This window comes from Helicobacter sp. (assembly GCF_014799995.1).
Lineage (GTDB): Bacteria > Campylobacterota > Campylobacteria > Campylobacterales > Helicobacteraceae > Helicobacter_D.
Genome location: NZ_JAAVGY010000040.1, coordinates 107757 through 126501 on the forward strand (window position 1 = coordinate 107757; position 18745 = coordinate 126501).

Below are 18745 nucleotides of genomic sequence, written 5' to 3' on the forward strand. Positions count from 1 at the left end.
TATTTGGATTTATTTTAGCATAACATCTAATCCATTTTTGGTTGTAATGGGCAAATAGGTATCAGTGATTTTCACAAACATTGCTCCCTTTGGAATCTCTTTTTGAATGGTTTGTGAGGATTTTTGGCTGCTTGTGATTTCTAAAATATTTAAATTTTTATCAAAAAATATCAATTTGGGATACCATAAGACCCCATTGCTTGATTTGACTTCTAGACGTTTGCCTTGCTCAACTTGATACCAATACTCGCCTTTTAAATTTGCTTTGTGATTTGTCTCATTGGTTGTCAATTTGGTGGCTTTTGGATATTGGAATGTATTATTGGTAATCGTGTAATTCCATTGGTGAATGCTGCTTCGTTCGATGCTTTGCACTCTATAACCATAATGATATAATTTTTCTTGTAAAAGCGTTGGGTCAATTGCATATTCTGTGTTCATAGAGAGAATGAATTTAAATTTCTGCTCCTCTAGCAAACTTTCTTTGAGTAAGAAATAATAATATCCCATTTCATTTAATATATCATATAATATGCTTGTAAAAGTTGCTGGATTTTCACTTACGGTAAAAGATACTTCAAGCTCCATTGGTTGTTTAAAAGTTAGCTTTAAGAGTCCATTTTGTTTGAGTGTATTAGAAATTTTATATAAATCTGGCTGCTTTGCGTCATTTAAAAAATACCCCTGATTGCTAAAAAGTCGTTGGATAAACTTTTGATTTGTCTTATATTCTTGCACTCCTAAAAGTTGCATTACTTTGTAGTCAATCGGATTTTGCATTACAGGAGTTTGTGCATAAAGTTGGATTGCAAGCAAGTCAAAAAGAATCGCAAAGATAAACCATTGAGAGATTTTTACCACCCTAATCCCCTCGTGTGTTGGTTGTATTGAGCAAGCGTAATTTCACTGAAGTTTCCTGCTTCATCTACCATAAAGAGCATTTTTTCTGCTTTATTATAATTGGTGAGTTCGCCATCAAGATTTAAATTGAGCATTCCGTGTCCTGTGATAATGGTCTGCGGACGCGTTAAATCAATTTCAATGGCATTGCTTGTGAGGAGCGAATCTTTTTTTTGTGTATCCAAATAAACGATTCCAATCCAAACATTAGAACGTGGGATAATTTCTAGCTTTCTTGCCTTTGTAGCTTTGGTTGGCTCAACTTGCGTGGTTTGTGTGGAATCTTGTTCTATATTAGTTGTTTGTGGCAATTCATTCATAGGTGCAGAAGCCGATGCGTCTAAAGAATGATTCATTGGTAGTGGTTCTGTATGAGAGAGTGTATCAGCATTGTTTGTTGCGTTATTTTCTGCCTCACTTGTGCTTTCAATCTGACTTTCTGTGGTATTTTGAGTGGTTAGAGATTCCGTCTGCACTGATTTTTGAGTAGTGGAATCTTTGGTTGGAATAAGATTGTTAGCGAAATTAGTATAGACATAGAATCCAACACCCAATAAAAGAATTGCAATCGCTACTAAAATAGTGTATTGTTTGGAGTTGTTTTGTTTTGTGATTTCGTGTGTAATCTTGAAGTTGATGATGGTTTCTAAATTTTCTGTTTTTTGTTCGTGGCTATTGCAAAATTCATTATATTCGTCTTGCCACTTTTGTAAATCTACATTATACTCTCGCTCTAAAATTTTTACGAGTCCGATTGTTGTCGTGTGGTCGTGTAATTCTTCAAAGTTAGAATCCAAGATACATTGGATTTTATTTAATGCCATATGCGTATGCTTGGAAATTTCTTTCGCCCCGATTTTTTTTAATTTTTCAATATCTTCCATTGATGATCCTATCTATTAAAATTGCCCCCGCTGTGCTCACATTGAGAGAATCAAATTCTCTTTTTTGCGGAATGGTTAAATTTGTATCCATTTTCTTTAAGATTTTATGACTTAAGCCTTCCATTTCATTGCCCAAAAATAATGCTTTTTTGCCCTTTGGTATTTGCGTTAGATTCGCACCCTTTGGACTTGTTCCATAAAGAGTAAAATGAGCCAATTTAAGCTCATTGGCAACATCTAGCGCATTATGCACCACTGCAAAAGGCATATCTAGCATTGCGCCTGCACTTGTGCGCAACGCCCCTTCTTGCTTCAATTCCTTTAAGCCGCAAATAACGATTCCATCTATTCCAAGCACATAACTACTGCGGAAGAGTGCCCCAAGATTCCCTACATCGTTAATGCCACACAGCACAAGCACGAAAGACATTGTTTTAATCGCGTTAAATTCTAATGGTTCAAGAGGGGAAATCTCTAGCAAATAGCCTTGATGATTGCCCCCTTTTGCTAAGGCTTGCGCCTTTTTGGAATCTATGCGCAATAGAGGAACATTAAGCTTTGCAAAAGCGTTAAATTGCCTTTTATCAATCTCTTTTGCAAGGTAAATGGTTTGTATTTTTTCGCAATGTTTTAAAAGAACAAGTTCAGCAATGCGCTTCCCATAAACAATCATTGATTTTATCCTATTTTTTCTTAAAATTTTTGTTTATTTTGTTAATTGTGCATAATATTCACTTGCATTTCCGCCTTTTAATTTTGCCAAAATTTTTGCTTTGATTTTGGGCGGAATCTCTAAGTTGAGCAACATTTCTTGTGTCAAAACTTTTTCTTCTGGATTTTGGGGTGCTTTCTCAAGGACAATCACCCATTCACCCTTGAGAAATGCAGAATCTTGAGCGTAATTTTGTAAAAAGGATTCTTGAATTTGCATCAGTGTGCCTTTGAAGGTTTGTTGGTATTTTTTGGTGAGCTCTTTTGCCAAAAATACTTCGCGTTTGGAATCAATTTGTGTCATTAATTCTAAAGTCTCTAGCAATCTATGCGGAGATTCGTAAAAGACAATGGGATAAAGACTTTTAAAGGCTTGTTGCAAGGCTTGCAATCGTTCTTTTACCTTGTGTGGCAAGAATCCTAAGAAACTAAATTCTTTCTCTATGATTCCGCTAAAGGCAACTGCTAGGGTTACCGCGCTAATCCCTCCTAAAACTTCATAAGGCAGATGATGGCATTGTAAAAATCTGACGAGTTCTACTCCGGGGTCGCTGATGCAGGGCATTCCCGCATCGCTTAAAAAACCAATGTTTTGGTTAAAAAAATCTAATGTCATCTGACTTAAAAATTGGGATTGGTTATGCGTGTGAAAAGCGAAATATTGATAGTCTTTTGCAGGCAAAAGATTGCGTTCAATCAGTAATGTAATGAGCTTTTTACTCATTCTTGTATCCTCGCACAAAAGCACTTCGCATTGCTGCAAAGCCTCTAATGTACGTAGTGTAATGTCTTGTAGATTACCAATTGGAGTTGGCAGAAAAGTAACCATATTCCAATCAATAAAGGATTATTTGAGATTGTATCTTTGTTTGAATTTTTCAACTCTTCCCGCAGTATCTACAACCTTATCAGAGCCTGTGTAGAAAGGGTGGCAGAAAGAGGAAATATCAATTCTTAATTCAGGTTTGACACTCATTACTTCAATTTGTTTTCCGCTTGTAACACAAGTTACTTTGCAGGGGACATATTCGGGGTGGATTCCTTTTTTCATAAAACAAGCCTTTAAAATAATTCAAAATAAAGTGCGAATCATATCTAAAAAATACTAAGATTTAGCATAAATTTTAAAAATCTTTAGCATATTTTTGTTAAACTTTTTGCTTTATTTTAGATATAAAATCGGAGCAAAAATGATTACCCCACGCACTTTAAGTGGTTTTAAAGACAGGCTTCCTAAGGAATCTTATGCGAAGTCAAAAATGCTAAAAAGCATTGTAGAATCCTTTGAAAGATTCGGCTTCTCTCCTATTGAGACGCCACATTTAGAATATGCAGAGATTCTAAAAAAACAAGGCAGCGAGGAAATCCAAAAAGAAATGTATCATTTCCTAGACCACGGGGGGCGCGAAGTAGCCTTGCGATTTGATTTGACCGTTCCGCTAGCGCGCTTTATTTCACAATATAAGAATGAATTAGGCTTGCCTTTTAAGCGGTATTGTATCGGTAATGTGTTTCGTGGTGAGAGGGCGCAAAAGGGGAGATATAGGGAATTTACACAATGTGATTTTGACTTTATCGGCACGCGAAGCATAGGAAGTGATGCGGAGATTGTCCAAGTGATTTATCAGACTTTGCGTCATTTGGGCGTGGAGCATTTTACGATTCATCTCAATAATCGCAAAATCTTTAATGGCTTAATGGAATCTTTGGGCGTAGAGGCACAAACGATTGAAGTGCTAAGGATTATTGATAAGATTGACAAAATCGGACGAGAGAGCGTGTGCGAGGAATTGCAAGCTAAAACCTCCCTAAGTAGTGAAAATATCGTAATGCTTTTGGATTTCATTGCGCAAAGACAGCAGGGAAGCGCATTAGAATTTTTGCATAAGTTAGAATCCTATAAGACACTTAGTGCGACTTTAGCGGAGGGTATCAATGAGCTTTTCGCACTTTGCGAGCTATTAGAGCCTCTGATTCCTCAAGAATTTTATCAAATCAACCTTTCTATTGCGCGTGGGCTTGGGTATTATACGGGAATCATTTATGAGACGACATTGGACGATTTGCCAAGCTTGGGTTCTGTTTGCTCGGGCGGACGTTATGATAATCTGACACAAAACTTTTCTAACGATTCTTTAAGCGGCGTGGGCGCGAGTATTGGGCTAGATAGAATGCTTGCAGGGCTGGAGGAGCTAGGCTTGATACGCAGTGAAAATGTCGCAAATGCCTTGCTGATTCCACTTCAGAGCCTAAAATATGGTTATTTTGTTGCACAAAATTTGCGTGAATTGGGCTTAAAGATAGAAGTCTATCCCGAGATTGTGAAACCCAAGAAGTCTTTTGCCTATGCGAATACTAGAGGATATAAATATGTCATCGTGCTAGGTGAGGAAGAGGAATCTCAAAGGACTTATACACTTAAAAATATGGAGAGCGGGGAACAAAAATATCATTTAAGTTTGGAATCCCTTGTGGAGTGTTTGCACAATGCTTAGGGGGCTTTGGTAGAGATTCCATTGTAAAGTGTTCTGTATGTTTGATTTATGGATTGCTTCGGGCTTTATCCTCACAATGACGTAGTAGTTGGCTTTGCGTCATTGTGAGACGCACAAAGTGCAATGAAGTGATCTATAATCGTGCATACTTGCGATTCTGCCACTGCGTCATTGCGAGGAGTGTAACGACGAAGCAATCCATAATTAAGCACATTCATAATTCTGCCACTTCAGTCATTGCGAAGCCTTTGTAAAAGGCTGTGGCAATCTATAATCTTGCAAATAGAGTTTTTACAATGGAATCTTTAGAAATCTTAGGGTAGTGCATTATTATAGATTGCTTCGTCTCTCACTGCGTTCGTTCCTCGCAATGACGACAAGCTAAACACTTCAGTACTTGCAAGCAAGTCTTTAAACCTATGGGCAATCCATAATACAGAATCCCATAAAATAATAATCCTCCCTTAAGTTTTGCGTCAAAATACCGATATTAATGCTATAATAAAAGAGTCTTAAAGTTAAATTTAAGAAGGAATTGGCGATGAAAAAGGCTTGTTTGGCTGTATTTCTATGTGTAGGCTTGGCATTAGGTTTAAATGCGATGGAGATAAATTTACCCAAAAATGCCAAAATTGGTAAGACTTTGGAGGGCAAAGCACTTCAAGAAGTGCTACAAAAAGTAGCAAATAGCAAAAAAGGGTTGATAGAGAAAAGCAAAGGCGAAATACAAATAAAAGGTATTGTAGATGTGAATTCTTTTACTTTTAATCCTGATACAGATATTTTGGTAGAGGTTACAGATTCTAGCAGTTCGCAGATTTTGTATTATTTGGCAGCAAAAAAGAACAAACAAACTTTTTGCACTCCAATAAGACAGGGTGAAGAGGAAAATAAAAATAATAGTTGGATTCTGCCTTTAGCAAATAGCGACGAATGGGGAGAGATTAGGAAAGCCTACGATGGAGTTTTTCAAGCAGATAATACAGGGGGACCAAGAACCGCAACCAATAGCGCGGGAATGTGGATATATGCGACTTCTTACAAAGATTTTGCAAATGCAATAATATTTTCACGTAATTATAGTGGGAATGGACCAAAGAGGACAGACTACTTTCACGCAGTGATTAATGCAGATGGAACATTGCAAATTACCTCCGCTTTGACTCCTACTTCAGTGGATAGAGTTTATACTACAAAACCCTATCCGCTCAATGAATGGGTGTATATCCAAGCGTTTCAACAGGCAAATCTTTACACAATAGGCTGGAAGACAGCAACAGATGAGGAGAGGAAATCTAAGACTTTTACAAGGAATGTAGATTTAGAAGGTAAAGATTTTGACAATATTTTTAATTATGTAAATCCAAATTCTTGTGTGCCTGTGAAAGAATTTTTTTGGCAACCCGGCATTTATATGTTTGAACTTATGAATAATTATAATGCAAAATCTAAACTTATCAGACAAAATAGGCAAAATGTCTTTGGATTAGACACGGAACTTGTAGATAATATCAATGCTGTGATAATGGAGCAACCCTCATTTTTGGCAGAGGATTCTTTCGTTGTGTATGCTGATAGCGATGATATTGTAATAGACATTAGAAATGCAATAGGACTTTAAATGTATTTGGGAAAAACTGGTGATTTAAAGCATTTGTTTGCAAATGTAAATTCTGATGAGGCATTAAAAATAAAAAATAGATTAAACATTAAAAATAAAGTAGAGCTAGATGAAAATGGGAAGCCAAAAATTATCAACGGAAAGTATCAATGGAACGCAGAATATAGAGCAGAGTTGAGAGACTCTGCCAACAAATCCGCAAATAATTTTCTAATGTCTCATTCTAGTTTTCAGAGCTTTAATAATCGCAATATTGTCAATTTTACAAATCTAGTAGGCAAGAATGTGTGGAGTTCTCGAGGAAGTCAATATACCTTTAACATCGGACACTTTAATAATGAGAGAGGCGATTATAGTTCTGTATTTTCAAGAAACAATGGTGCTTATTATACAGGCAGTGATTATTTGCAACTAAATGCACTTGCGGAATCTACGAAGCTAAAAACCGCAATGGGAGATGCGGAAGTTTTCTTGGATATGTTTGACGATAACGATTCTTTAGGTGTGGGTGATGTCGGGAAGCTTGGGAATCTCTTTAACTTTGATAGCAATAATGACGGATTTTTAGACAGAGAGGACGCGCTATTTTCTAAGCTGAAAATTCGTGTAGATAAGGGCAATGGAGAAGTAAGAATCGCAAAATTAAGTGATGTGGTTAGCAGAATAGATTTGTATGATTTCATCAAGGGCTATGATAAAAGTATAGGGTATGATGGGCTAACTCTAGCGCAAATCAAAGAATATCGCTCAAACTTTCACTTTAGCAAGATTCCATATGATAAAAAACTAAGTCCTTATGAGGATATTCGCGCATTTAGGGGGCAGGAAATGAGCCTCTTCCCGCCCGAGCAACATTACAAAAAGATAGACCAAAAAGACATTCGGGCGATGTTTGAGGCTTATGGGGATAAAGAGGGTTGGATTAATTTAAAAGACAAGGAAGTCAATGAAGCCCTTTTTGCAAGTGGGGAGTTTATCACAAATTTCGCTTACAAAAAGACGAATCTAGCAGGAGTAGAAGTGCTAGAGGAGTTTAAGGTGGTAGATAGACTAGATGATGGCTCACGTCCATCGCCTTTTTATGAGGGGACAAATATACGCGAGTTTGAGGAAAAATGGAATCGGATTTATGGTAAAAATCGCCCAAGCTATGAGGAGCGGTATAAAGAGGCATTTGCGAAGCTGTATGATGACTATTATGCGGCGAAAAATAGCTTTATGGGCGCAAAAGAGAGTCTGCTTAATAATGAGCTAGTAGATAGTGCTATAAAGGATAAAGTAGAATCACTAGAGGAATCTACTCAAATGAGTGCAATCAAGCAGGAGTTTTATAATATTGCTGGAATAGAATTTAGTGAGGAGCGGTTAGAGAGCATAAAAAACGCATTAGATGACCCAATTTTGAGCAAGGAAGTCGTAGCGGCTATGCAAGATGCAGATGCGGTAACTTCTATGAGGCTTGAAAAAGATGGGCGGATTCTACTTCGCTTTGATTCGGGACGCGAGATTCTAGTAGAGGGACTTTATAATGAGACAGGAGAGCTTTATATCACCAAAAGAGGCGAGAGAGCAAGTATAAGCTTGGCGGCACAAAGTATGAATGATGAGGAGTTAAGCAAGATTGACTTTAGCGAATATGGAATCAAGCAAGGTGATGACATTGTAAGCCTGCAAGACATTGGTGCGCAAATGATTCATAAACTAATGGACAATAATAATAAATTTCTAGGATTCGCGATTTCTGTTGCTGGACAAAAGCAAGAAATGATAGTGGAGAATCTCTATAATCTCTATACAATTAATCATCTGAATAAAGAGCGAAGTTTCGCATTAGAGGCTTAAAAGTAGCATAAGAGTTTATACTATGAGGAAGTTTTATACTTAGGTTTATGATTGTGCTTTGAACCCAAGCAGGATTCCTTAAGAGAATCCTAAGGCTTGGAATCTACAAATTAGGAATGAAGAGACTTTGTGTATTCTTTGACGGCTTCTAAACCATTTTTCTTTGCTGCTTCTAACACTTTAGAAACAAATTCCCAATTAATATGATTAAAAAACTGCTCTAAATATGCCGGACGCGCGTTTCTGTGGTCAATATAATAGGCGTGTTCCCATACATCTACGACAAGCACAGGGATTAGCTTATCAGTTACAGGAGTTTGTGCGTTGCTAGTTTGTTTGATTTCTAGCTTTTTGGTGTCAGGATTATAGACAACCCAGCACCAACCAGAGCCAAAAAGTGTTGTAGCAGCATTCAGGAATGCTTCTTTAAATTTTGCCAAATCCCCAAAACTAACCTTGATAGCTTCCTCTAGCTCCGCACTTCTTGCGCTTGTTGCAGGAGTAATGCAATCCCAATAAAAATCGTGATTATAGACTTGTGCCGCGTTATTGAACAATCCACCTTGTGCTTGAGTGAGAATCTCAAACAAAGATTTGCTTTCAAACTCTGTGCCTTTAATCAGGTTGTTGAGATTGTTGATGTAGGTTTGATGGTGTTTGCCATAATGATATTCGCAGGTTTCTTTACTCACTAAGCCCGCAATTTCTGAAAATGGTAAGGTTCGTAATTTAAACATGGTTTTTCCTTAAAATAAATTAAAACATAAAGTTTTGAGATGAAATTATAGCGCAGAAAATCTAAGATTTCTGTATTTAATTCTCGCAATGCCTTGAAATTTTTAAACTAATGTTTTGTAAAATTGACTAATTTTCTTTCATTAAGGATTCTAAAATGGCAGTGGTCTTACAAATCGGAGCAGGTGGCGTTGGCGGCGTTGTGGCGCACAAAATGGCGATGAATCGCGAGGTGTTTTCGCGCATTGTGCTTGCCTCGCGCACGCTCGAAAAGTGCCGCGCAATCGCAGATTCTATCCGCGCGAAAGGCTTGGGCGAAATTGAGATTGATGCAGTTGATGCGGATAATGTGGAATCCCTTGTGGCTTTGATTGAGAAATATCGCCCAAAACTCGTGGTGAATGTCGCGCTTCCTTATCAGGATTTGGCGATTATGGAGGCGTGTTTGCGCACAAAGACACATTATTTGGATACTGCAAACTATGAGCACCCAGATTCCGCGCATTTTGAGTATAAGGAGCAATGGGCGTATGACGCGCGTTACAAAGAAGCGGGGATTTACGCGCTGCTTGGTAGCGGCTTTGACCCGGGTGCTACGAATGTCTTTTGTGCGTATGCGCAGAAGCATTATTTTGACGAGATAGAGAGCATTGATATTTTGGATTGCAACGCGGGCGACCACGGCTATGCGTTTGCGACAAACTTTAATCCTGAAATCAATTTGCGTGAAGTAAGTAGCAAGGCGCGGTATTGGGTTTCGCGTTCAGCTTGTAGCGACTTTTTAGGGAGTGCAGCGGACGCTTCGTTGCGATGTATGTCTAATACATCTCACTCGCTTACCTCGCACAACCCTAAAAATTCATCTACAATCTTAGAACGCGAGGCGCAAAGTTTGGAATCCCGAACGGATTCTGCCATTTCTCTTGTCTCCCAAACCGATTTGAGCCTCAATCCCGACTTGCAACAAGACACGATTTACCGCAAGTTTGAGCGTGCAGAGAAGCATTTTGCGCTTGAATCGAACACGCAAGATTTGAAGGTTGAGGGATATTTTGGCGGGCAGTGGCGCGACATTGCGCCTTTGGCTTTGATGAAAGAATGGGATTACCCCGAAGTAGGCGCGAAAAATAGCTATCTTTTGTATCACGAGGAATTGGAATCTTTGGTGCGCAATGTGCGGGGGCTCAAGAGAATCCGCTTCTTTATGACCTTTGGCGAGAGCTACCTCACGCACATGAAATGCCTCGAGAATGTCGGGCTTTTGCGCGTGGATTCTGTGCTGCACAAGGGCGGGTTTATCGTGCCTATCGAGGTGCTAAAGACCTTGTTGCCCGACCCTGCGAGCCTAGCAAGCCGCACGAAGGGCAAGACGAACATCGGCTGCTATATGCGCGGCGTGAAAGACGGCAAGGAGCGCACGATTTATATTTATAATGTATGCGAGCACGAGAAATGCTACGCGGAAGTGAATGCGCAAGGCGTGAGCTATACGACAGGCGTGCCTGCGATGATTGGCGCGAAGTTGATATGCGAGGGTAAGTGGGGCGTTGGGGCGAGCAAGAATGTGTCTCTTACTCAACCTTCGCAGGAGCTTGAAAAATCCTCAATCGATAGGCGCACAGACTTATCTCAATTGGATTTTTCGGCGCAACCTGCAAATCTTAAGCAAGATACACATTCTTTAGATTCTAATATGGAATCTTTCAATGCCGAGCGTTTGGAGTTTAATAAAGATATGCCACAGGGAGGCGAGGCGCAAGGTGTGGATTCTGCACGAGGTGCGGGTGTGTGGAATATGGAGCAAAACGACCCAGACCCCTTTATGCGTGAGCTAAACAAGCAAGGATTACCCTATGTCGTGCTAGAAATAGAATCTAATGGAGAGGCAAAAGTGCTAGAAGATGGGAGAGGGTGAAACTTGCTTAATGGTGCTATGGCGTTTGAGTGTTTAGAGGAATAAGGAATAGTTTGTGGAAATATTGTTTATATCAGCCCTTGTATTGATGATATTTTATGCTTTCTCCAAAAGACGCAATTCTATTGACGGGGATTCTGAATGCTCTAGCGACACTCAAGCAAAATATAAAACTCGCAAGGTTTCTAGTAAATCACAAAACAAGCAAAAAGGCGATAAATACGAATTGCAAATTGTTAGGCATTATAAACAGCAGGGTTACAAGGTATATCCTAAAGGACTTAAGGAGGGGCGGCGCGATAAAGGCATTGATATAATTGCATATAAAGGCAAAGATGCACTTTTGATTCAGTGCAAGAATTGGGAGCATTCACAAGTGAAGCAGGAGCATTTAAGAATCTTTTTGGGCGATTGCACCGCATACATAGAGCAAAATCAAAAGATTTTTGCTAAAAGAAGTGTTCGCCGAGTGTTTATAACGAGTTGTGAAAGTGTGGATTATGGGGTAAAAAAATTTTTGGAAGAAAACGATATGGAGTATAAGATTATTCCTTATTTTGCGTGAAACTCGCTTAAACAGCATTCAATCAAGAATTAAGCCCAATCTCGTTAAAATACCGCAAAGTAAAGGCATAAGGGAGCGTTGCGTATGGATTACAAAAAAGCATTTTATTCTAAGTTAGAGGATTGCTATTTGGGTGTGAAAATCAAGGATTTTCATCAAGGGAATATTGCTAAAAGTGGCTTTAGCAATCTGCTTAAAATCAAAGAGCAATATTTCACCCATATCAAAGCCTATTTAGAATCACAGATTGAAAGCGAGCCACTCTCACATGATATTTACAATAAGCTTTTTACTTTCTTTGATAGCTATTTGAATGAGAGCGGCACGCCATTTTTCACCGATACGCCTATCTATAAAAATATTTATGCCAAAATCTATACCAACTCCAAAGACACGAGTTTATTCTACAAAACACAGAATCTCTACTATGTCAAATCCGACACACTCTACCAAAGCCTCACTTTAAGTGATGAAAAGCAAGGCTATGAAGTCGTATTTGATGCGAGTGAATATAAGCAAAATACCGATAACACTAAAAACAAAATTATTTTTAAATTTGCAGGTGTTGAAAGTATAAGTGGTGAAACAAATGATGAGGGCAAGCCACAGATTCTTATCAAGGTTAGCAACCAAAAAGACCTGTTTCCCGAGCTTAACAATGTCTTTAAGCAAAATTCTAATGAGTTTAGTGAGGAGTTTTTAAAGGATTTAAAACAAAATGCAATCTTGAAAGATTCTAAAATCAAAATCAACGAAGAGGAGCTCAAAAAAATCTTTAGGAGCTACAAGAAGCAAAGCGAAATAGACTTCTTTATCCACAAAAATGCTACTACTTTTCTAAAAGAGCAGTTTGATTTGTGGATGTTTGGCTATCTCTATAAAGAAAGCGCGATTCAAGAATGGAATCCAGACATCATAGCGCATTTGCAACGCATTAAAAATATCGCCTATGAGGTGATTAGGCTTATAGGGGATTTTGAAAATGAGCTAAAGGCTGTATGGCTAAAGCCCAAATTTGCTAAGAAAACAGAATATGTTTTTAGCCTTGATGTGGTTTTAAATCAAATCGCACAAAGTGCAAACCTTAGAGGCGTTGTCGGGGTGGGGGGAGAGTTTGAGAGGGGGGAGGGAGCGACTTCGCAATTCAAGCCCCTCCCCTCTCTCATAAAAGAATTTTTAGGGTTAATAACAAACGACAAAGGCTTTGAATCTCAAATCAAAGAATGGCAAGAATTAAATCTCGTTGATGAGGATTTTAACAAAGAGGATTTATTGAGTAATGACAAATACCGCTATCTCCCCATTGACACAAAGCACTTTACTAAAGAGACAAAATACAAGATTCTAGGTAGTTTTGAAAATTTGGAATCTATCCTTAATGGTGAGCTAATAAAGGCGGATAACTTTCAAGCCTTGAATACTCTAATGCCCAAATATCAAGGCAAAGTAGATTTGATTTATATCGACCCGCCATTTAACACAGGAAGCGACTTTGAGTATAAAGACAAATTTCAAGATAGCACTTGGCTTTCTTTAATGAATGGAAAATCGTTTGGAGTTGGCAAGGGAGTTGCTAAGTAGTGAGGGGAGTTTTTATTTGCATTTAGATGAAAATGCAGATTATTTAGGAAGATTGCTTATTGATAATATTTTTGAATCCTTAGAATGTAAAAAAATTACATTTGATACAAATGCTACAAAGGATGAAGAAGCGGATTTATTTGGATATAAAAGTTTTGGCAATAATTTTGCCCTTAAAAGTTCTACAATATTTTTTATTAAAAAATGCCAAAGTATTTTTAATAAATTGTGGAAACCAAATAGAAATACAACACAACTAAATATAGGACAATTAGATTTAATTGCAAAAGCTAAAAATAATTCACCGAAGAAAATTGAAGACTTTGATTACTTTGTAGAAAATTATAGTAATGGCAAGTTGGTAATGAAAAAAATAGAGCTAGATTCCGAAAAAATATATCCAATCGGAGATATTTGGAATGACATATATTCTTTCACTCAGTCTGAAATGAGAGTAAGTGAAAATATTTCATTTTATAGCTCACAAAAACCAGAAAATATGTTGCGCAGAATTATTCAATCTAGTTCAAACCAAAGTAATATTGTGCTTGATTTTTTTGCAGGGAGTGGCACGACCTTAGCAGTGGCGCAAAAGCTCGGGCGCAGATGGCTAGGTGTGGAAATGGGGGAACATTTTTACGAAAAATATACTGCATACAACAAAGAAAACAAACAAGATGAATGTCGGCTCGGGTTGTTGGGTAGAATGAAAAATGTAGTGGCTGGAGATAAAGATTTTTTTGCAATAGATAAAAAAAGACGCTCCCATTTATCAAAAAGCTTAAATTATCAAGGTGGCGGGGCATTTCGTTACTATGAATTAGAATCCTATGAAGAGGCTTTGAGCCATTGTGAATATGTTCTAAAAGATTCTTATCATTCTGAACCTGCTTTAGGTGAAGAATCTCATAAACTCGGACAACACGAGCTTTACAAAGGCAAAGACTATGCCAAAGCTGAAGCAATACTCGACTACCGCAAATCCCGCAAACTCATTGATAGGTTACATAAAGGCGAGATTGTATGCCTAGATATGCACACAGAGTATCGCCAAGATTTTGATATATTCCAAACCATAGCAAACCTTATGGGGTGGAAAATCAAGCGATTGTTTTTGGATTCTAAAGGCATAGAATCTTGTGAGTTTGATAATGGTGAGATTCTAAACTTAGATTCGCTAGATTTAGCCAAATACCCAAAACTGAAAAATCTAATATGGTGGGAGTAGAGGAATGGCAGAAAATAATCATACATCACAAAATATTATTGAAAAAATAACAGGGTTTGATTGTGCTTTAAAACTTATAGGATATACAATTATTTTAATGTTAGTAAATTCCTGTATTGATAAGATTTCAGAACCAAAGCTTAAAAAACAAGAAAAATTTTATAAAGAGGTAATGCAACAACAATGCAGAGAAAGAATCGGAGAAAAAACGATTGAAATCATTAAAGAACTTTCTGCAAGCGACAATCCAAATGCAAGTGAGGCTATTAAATCAATAGAAACAATACATCAGCAGCTTTTAGATGATTGCAATAATTTTATCATAAGAGAGATAGAAAATAATGGGAGTCAAAATGCAAAATAATCTCCTCCTCTACACCACACAAGATAAAAAAGTCAAGGTTGAACTCCATGAACTAGGTGAAAGTGTATTTTTAGCCCAAGATGCTATGGCAAAACTTTTTGACACCTCAAAATCTAGTATCAGTGAGCATATCACAAATATCCTCAAAGAGGGGGAATTGCAAGCAGATTTTAGTTTTCGGGAAATCCGAACAACTGCTCGTGATGGCAAATCCTACAAAGTGAAATTTTATTCTCTTGAGATGATTTTAGCTGTGGGTTTTCGTGTGCGAAGCAAGCGAGGGGTGCAGTTTAGAATCTGGGCAAATGAGCATTTGGCAAGCTATCTGCAAAAGGGCTTTGTGATTGATAGTGAGCGATTAAAAAATCCAAATGGCAGGACGGATTATTTTGATGAACTCTTAGAACAGATTCGTGATATAAGGGCAAGTGAGAAAAGGTTTTATCAAAAAGTGCGAGAGCTTTTTGCTTTGAGTGCAGATTATGACCCAAGCGATAAGGCAACACAGATGTTCTTTGCACAAACGCAAAATAAGCTTTTATATGCGACTACACATAAAACCGCAGCAGAGCTGATTTGCGAACGAGCTAATGCAAAGGAGCTTAATATGGGGCTAACAAGCCAGAAAGGCAATATTGTGCGCAAAGGCGATGTGATTATCGTTAAAAACTATTTGAGTAAAGAGGAGCTAGATATTCTCAATCGTTTAGTCAATGTGTTTTTAGAATCCGCAGAGCTTAGAGTGAAGGACAAACAAGCTTTGACAATGGGGTTTTGGAAGCAAAATGTGGATTCTTTGCTTGAGGCAAGGAAATTTTAAAAGATAATGGTAGTATTTCTAATGCACAAATGGAGCAAATCGCCTATGAGCAGTATGAAAAATTTAATCAAAAACGCAAAGAGGAAAATTTGCTTAAAGCACAAAAAGAAGATGAAGAAATTTTGGAATCTACCTATAAAGCACTGAGAAAAGGAAAAGCAAATGAGTAAAACAAAATCCACAACACAATCAGCACAAAAAGAATTGATTCTTAAAGAAATCATTGCGCCAAAGATTCAAGATGGCGAATCTTTGCTAGGTGGCTTTGATTTGCAGAGTTTTTCGCATACTATTTCTTTGCAAGATTATCAAATCTCTGCGCTTAATAGTGCTATAACTGCCTTAAACTTTTATACGCAAAATGCTAATGAACTATATCAATGTTATTGTGATTATGGAGTAAAAGATATTGCAAAAGAGCAAATCAATACCGCAAGCTTTTGGATGGCAACAGGGAGTGGCAAAAGTATCGTGATGATAAAGCTGATTGCGCTTTTACATAGCCTAATGACAAATGGCGATTTTCCTAAAAAGCCGATTATGCTTCTTGTGCCAAATGATAAGATTTTAGAACAATTTAAGGCTCATATTGCAGAATATAACGCCCACCAAAGCAAGGCTATCAGCATTAAAGATTTAAAGGATTATGAAAATGCAGCGGCTTATGCTTCACTCTTTGATGAGAATATTGTTTTTATTGGACGCAGTGATTTGCTAGATACGAGCGAAAATGTCGGCAAGGATTCTAAGGCAAAACGACTGAATTACAAAAATTTCTTGAACAAAGAAGGCTGGATTGTGCTTCTTGATGAGGCGCATAAGGGTGATAGTAAAGATTCTGTGCGTAAAGCTTACATTAGAGAGCTCGCAAGGGGCTTAGATTCTAAAGAATCTGATAATCCCAAAGGCTTTATCTTTAATTTCTCCGCAACCTTTAGCGATAGTTTCGACTTACAAACATGCGCATTTAATTACAATTTAGAGAAATTTAATCTTCAAGGCTATGGCAAAAATATTGCAGTGTTAGATTCGGACTTGAAATCCTTTAAAGAATTGCAAGGCAATGAGGAGCAAATCAATAGAATCTTGGAAAGTTTTATCTTATTTTGTGCGATTAAGAAGCATAGAGAAAATATAATGAAAAAATTTGGTGCATTTCAAAAAGATAAGAATCTTAGCTATCACAAGCCGCTAATTATTGCGGTTGCCGATAAAGTCAATACAGCAGATGCAGGAATCAAGCTCTATTTTGAAGCCATTTTGCAAATCCTAAAACTTGATAGAGATATTACAGATATTGCACAAAATCTTTATGAAACACTCCAAAACCAAAACTTGTATTTTGATAAAAACATGAGTTTAGATAAGGACTTTTTGAATCTGATTTTGGCAATGGATTCTAAAACTCTAAGACAAGAAATATTCTATGCTTCGCAAAGCTCTATGATTGAGGCGTGTAAGATAAAGGGCAATACCAAAGAGATTGTCTTTAAATCTAAAAATGCTAAAGAGCCTTTCTTGCTTTTAAATATCGGAAGCATTCGAGAATGGGAGAAGCAATATCTAAGCAATCTTGGTATCGAGAGTGGAGAAGATATTACTAATGGATATTTTCAAAACATTAATCATAGTGACTCGCCCATACAAATTATGATGGGGAGCAAAGTCTTTAGCGAGGGTTGGGATAGCAATCGCGTGAATCTGATTTGCTTTATTAATATTGGTAGCAAAAATGCAAAGAAATATGTCTTGCAAACCATTGGTAGAGGTGTGCGGATTGAGCCTTTTAGGGGAGTGAGAAAAAGGCTTACGCAATGCGATGTGTTGGATTATCATCAAAAAGAGAGCTTATGTAAGGGGAGCTTGGGTATCGAAACACTCTTTATTATGGCAAGTCAAAAGGAGGCGATTAAAGGGATTTTAGACGGGATTGAGGAATTTATTCAAAATCACCCCTTAAGTGGCTTTAAAAGAAACAAAACCTTTCAGCCTCTACTTGTGCCAAAATATAAAGATTCTGGAGAAACGCAGAGAATCTACCATATCTCCCAAAGCGACTTTAATGCTCTCCAAGATTATATAGAATCCTTTGATGAAGATGTTTTATTGTTGCAGACAAATCTTAAGGCAAATGATTTAGGATATTCTACACTTAGGAAAATACAGGCAAAAATGAGTGATGTAGATAGGGAAGATTCTATTAAAATTATCGGAGATACCAAGCAACTTGAGGCGAAAAATGCCTTAAGAATTTTGGATACTTTCTTTCATTCTGCACAGCAAAAACTTGATAGATTTGAAAGCTTGCAAGATGAAATTTGTCATTATCAGAAGTTTAGCTCTACTCTTGATTTTATTGTTGTAGAAGAAATTAACAAAAAGATTAAGGAGCTTGTGTCGGCAAGAAATACAGAGACAAGGGAGGATTTAGAATCTAAAGGAGTGCCAAAAGAGTATATAGAGACAATCCTACAATCACAGCAGAGCAAGAAAAAGACTGAAGTCTATGGATATATTTTAGATTCTAGCTTGCAAGAACATTATTATAATCCCCTAGTGATTGATAAGAAAAATGATAGTAGAATTGTTTATGCGATTAGAGAGCCAAGCGAGATAGAGTTTTTACGAGATTTGCAGAAATACTTGCAAGAAAACAATAATGCCCTCAAGCAATACGAATGGTGCTTTAGTAGGATTGTAGAAAATGTGGATTCTATCTATATCCCCTATTTTGATGAGGAGAAGCAAGATTATCGAAAGTTTTATCCTGATTTTATCTTTTGGCTTAAATCAAGGCAAACTCATGCATATAAAATCTATTTTATCGACCCAAAAGGCTTGAGGCACGAGGCGAATGCACGTTATAAGCTACAAGGTTTTAAGAATATTTTTGGGAAAAATTCACTTCATTTTGATAGTTTTCATATTGAGGTATTTTTATTTTATTACAATAAACAAAATTATTCCGTTTCAAATATGGAAAATCATATCAAATCTACCATCGCAGAGCTTTTTTCTTCAAGGCTTAAGTAATAAATAAGATTGTAAGCATTCCTTTGCTATAGTTCCCTTATTTTAGGCGAT

14 protein-coding genes and 2 pseudogenes are annotated in these 18745 nt (G+C 37.3%); 9 read left to right on the forward strand and 7 right to left on the reverse strand.

What is annotated here, in order from left to right:
- Positions 1 to 9: 9 nt before the first annotated feature.
- The 5 genes from HDT10_RS05980 to rpmE are packed head-to-tail and all read right to left on the reverse strand — an operon-like array spanning position 10 to position 3546.
- On the reverse strand, positions 10 to 861 hold the full coding sequence (locus HDT10_RS05980; protein WP_290881120.1) for a hypothetical protein: 852 nt from the start codon (positions 859 to 861) through the stop codon (positions 10 to 12).
- Entirely contained in the window at positions 855 to 1784 is a 930-nt protein-coding gene (locus tag HDT10_RS05985; RefSeq protein ID WP_290881122.1) for a hypothetical protein, read from the reverse strand. Before HDT10_RS05985 ends, HDT10_RS05980 begins: the two co-directional genes overlap by 7 nt.
- Positions 1771 to 2457, reverse strand: coding sequence for a 23S rRNA (guanosine(2251)-2'-O)-methyltransferase RlmB (gene rlmB, locus HDT10_RS05990; protein ID WP_290881125.1), 687 nt, complete (start codon positions 2455 to 2457; stop codon positions 1771 to 1773). The genes HDT10_RS05985 and rlmB overlap by 14 nt, the downstream gene beginning before the upstream one ends.
- A gap of 33 nt (positions 2458 to 2490) precedes the next feature.
- A complete protein-coding gene (gene rsmI / locus HDT10_RS05995) occupies positions 2491 to 3324 on the reverse strand; it encodes a 16S rRNA (cytidine(1402)-2'-O)-methyltransferase (RefSeq protein WP_290881128.1) in 834 nt (277 codons plus the stop codon).
- 18 nt (positions 3325 to 3342) lie between these two features.
- Positions 3343 to 3546, reverse strand: coding sequence for a 50S ribosomal protein L31 (rpmE, locus tag HDT10_RS06000; RefSeq protein WP_138123170.1), 204 nt, complete (start codon positions 3544 to 3546; stop codon positions 3343 to 3345).
- Positions 3547 to 3685: 139 nt separating this feature from the next.
- Here rpmE and hisS point away from each other — a divergent pair, with 139 nt between their 5' ends.
- Complete coding sequence (hisS, locus tag HDT10_RS06005) at positions 3686 to 4990, forward strand: histidine--tRNA ligase (protein WP_290881133.1); 1305 nt, start codon at positions 3686 to 3688, stop codon at positions 4988 to 4990.
- A gap of 71 nt (positions 4991 to 5061) precedes the next feature.
- On the opposite strand, the gene HDT10_RS06010 is transcribed toward hisS, so the two are convergent.
- Complete coding sequence (locus HDT10_RS06010; protein ID WP_290881136.1) at positions 5062 to 5208, reverse strand: hypothetical protein; 147 nt, start codon at positions 5206 to 5208, stop codon at positions 5062 to 5064.
- 323 nt (positions 5209 to 5531) lie between these two features.
- On the opposite strand from HDT10_RS06010, the gene HDT10_RS06015 reads away from it, so the two are divergent.
- Together HDT10_RS06015 and HDT10_RS06020 are read left to right on the forward strand one after the other, a co-directional pair.
- Positions 5532 to 6611: a hypothetical protein gene (locus tag HDT10_RS06015; protein ID WP_290881138.1), complete on the forward strand. Its 1080-nt coding sequence runs from the start codon at positions 5532 to 5534 to the stop codon at positions 6609 to 6611.
- Positions 6612 to 8453 (forward strand): hypothetical protein, encoded by a 1842-nt coding sequence (locus tag HDT10_RS06020; RefSeq protein ID WP_290881140.1) that lies wholly within the window; start codon positions 6612 to 6614, stop codon positions 8451 to 8453.
- Between the two features lie 110 nt (positions 8454 to 8563).
- Here HDT10_RS06020 and HDT10_RS06025 read toward each other — a convergent pair whose 3' ends face one another.
- Positions 8564 to 9190: a superoxide dismutase gene (locus HDT10_RS06025; protein ID WP_290881143.1), complete on the reverse strand. Its 627-nt coding sequence runs from the start codon at positions 9188 to 9190 to the stop codon at positions 8564 to 8566.
- A gap of 155 nt (positions 9191 to 9345) precedes the next feature.
- Here HDT10_RS06025 and HDT10_RS06030 point away from each other — a divergent pair, with 155 nt between their 5' ends.
- The 6 genes and pseudogenes from HDT10_RS06030 (at position 9346) to HDT10_RS06055 (ending at position 18694) form a co-directional block, all read left to right on the forward strand.
- On the forward strand, positions 9346 to 11103 hold the full coding sequence (locus HDT10_RS06030) for a saccharopine dehydrogenase family protein (protein ID WP_290881145.1): 1758 nt from the start codon (positions 9346 to 9348) through the stop codon (positions 11101 to 11103).
- A gap of 55 nt (positions 11104 to 11158) precedes the next feature.
- Positions 11159 to 11668, forward strand: coding sequence for a restriction endonuclease (locus HDT10_RS06035; protein WP_290881148.1), 510 nt, complete (start codon positions 11159 to 11161; stop codon positions 11666 to 11668).
- 84 nt (positions 11669 to 11752) lie between these two features.
- A pseudogene (locus HDT10_RS06040) lies at positions 11753 to 14477 on the forward strand (DNA methyltransferase).
- A 4-nt stretch (positions 14478 to 14481) separates the two neighbouring features.
- Positions 14482 to 14841 (forward strand): hypothetical protein, encoded by a 360-nt coding sequence (locus HDT10_RS06045; RefSeq protein WP_290881149.1) that lies wholly within the window; start codon positions 14482 to 14484, stop codon positions 14839 to 14841.
- Positions 14831 to 15831: pseudogene (locus tag HDT10_RS06050) on the forward strand (virulence RhuM family protein). Before HDT10_RS06045 ends, HDT10_RS06050 begins: the two are co-directional and overlap by 11 nt.
- Positions 15824 to 18694: a DEAD/DEAH box helicase family protein gene (locus HDT10_RS06055; protein WP_290881152.1), complete on the forward strand. Its 2871-nt coding sequence runs from the start codon at positions 15824 to 15826 to the stop codon at positions 18692 to 18694. The pseudogene HDT10_RS06050 and the gene HDT10_RS06055 overlap by 8 nt, the downstream one beginning before the upstream one ends.
- The last annotated feature ends 51 nt before the right edge of the window (positions 18695 to 18745 follow it).

Bases quoted from the DNA above. Each gene is read 5' to 3' on its own strand.
- HDT10_RS05985 (WP_290881122.1), bottom strand. From the start codon at position 1,784: ATGGAAGATATTGAAAAATTAAAAAAAATCGGGGCGAAAGAAATTTCC.
- rlmB (WP_290881125.1), bottom strand. From the start codon at position 2,457: ATGATTGTTTATGGGAAGCGCATTGCTGAACTTGTTCTTTTAAAACAT.
- rsmI (WP_290881128.1), bottom strand. From the start codon at position 3,324: ATGGTTACTTTTCTGCCAACTCCAATTGGTAATCTACAAGACATTACA.
- rpmE (WP_138123170.1), bottom strand. From the start codon at position 3,546: ATGAAAAAAGGAATCCACCCCGAATATGTCCCCTGCAAAGTAACTTGT.
- hisS (WP_290881133.1), top strand. From the start codon at position 3,686: ATGATTACCCCACGCACTTTAAGTGGTTTTAAAGACAGGCTTCCTAAG.
- HDT10_RS06010 (WP_290881136.1), bottom strand. From the start codon at position 5,208: ATGAATGTGCTTAATTATGGATTGCTTCGTCGTTACACTCCTCGCAAT.
- HDT10_RS06015 (WP_290881138.1), top strand. From the start codon at position 5,532: ATGAAAAAGGCTTGTTTGGCTGTATTTCTATGTGTAGGCTTGGCATTA.
- HDT10_RS06020 (WP_290881140.1), top strand. From the start codon at position 6,612: ATGTATTTGGGAAAAACTGGTGATTTAAAGCATTTGTTTGCAAATGTA.
- HDT10_RS06025 (WP_290881143.1), bottom strand. From the start codon at position 9,190: ATGTTTAAATTACGAACCTTACCATTTTCAGAAATTGCGGGCTTAGTG.
- HDT10_RS06030 (WP_290881145.1), top strand. From the start codon at position 9,346: ATGGCAGTGGTCTTACAAATCGGAGCAGGTGGCGTTGGCGGCGTTGTG.
- HDT10_RS06045 (WP_290881149.1), top strand. From the start codon at position 14,482: ATGGCAGAAAATAATCATACATCACAAAATATTATTGAAAAAATAACA.
- HDT10_RS06055 (WP_290881152.1), top strand. From the start codon at position 15,824: ATGAGTAAAACAAAATCCACAACACAATCAGCACAAAAAGAATTGATT.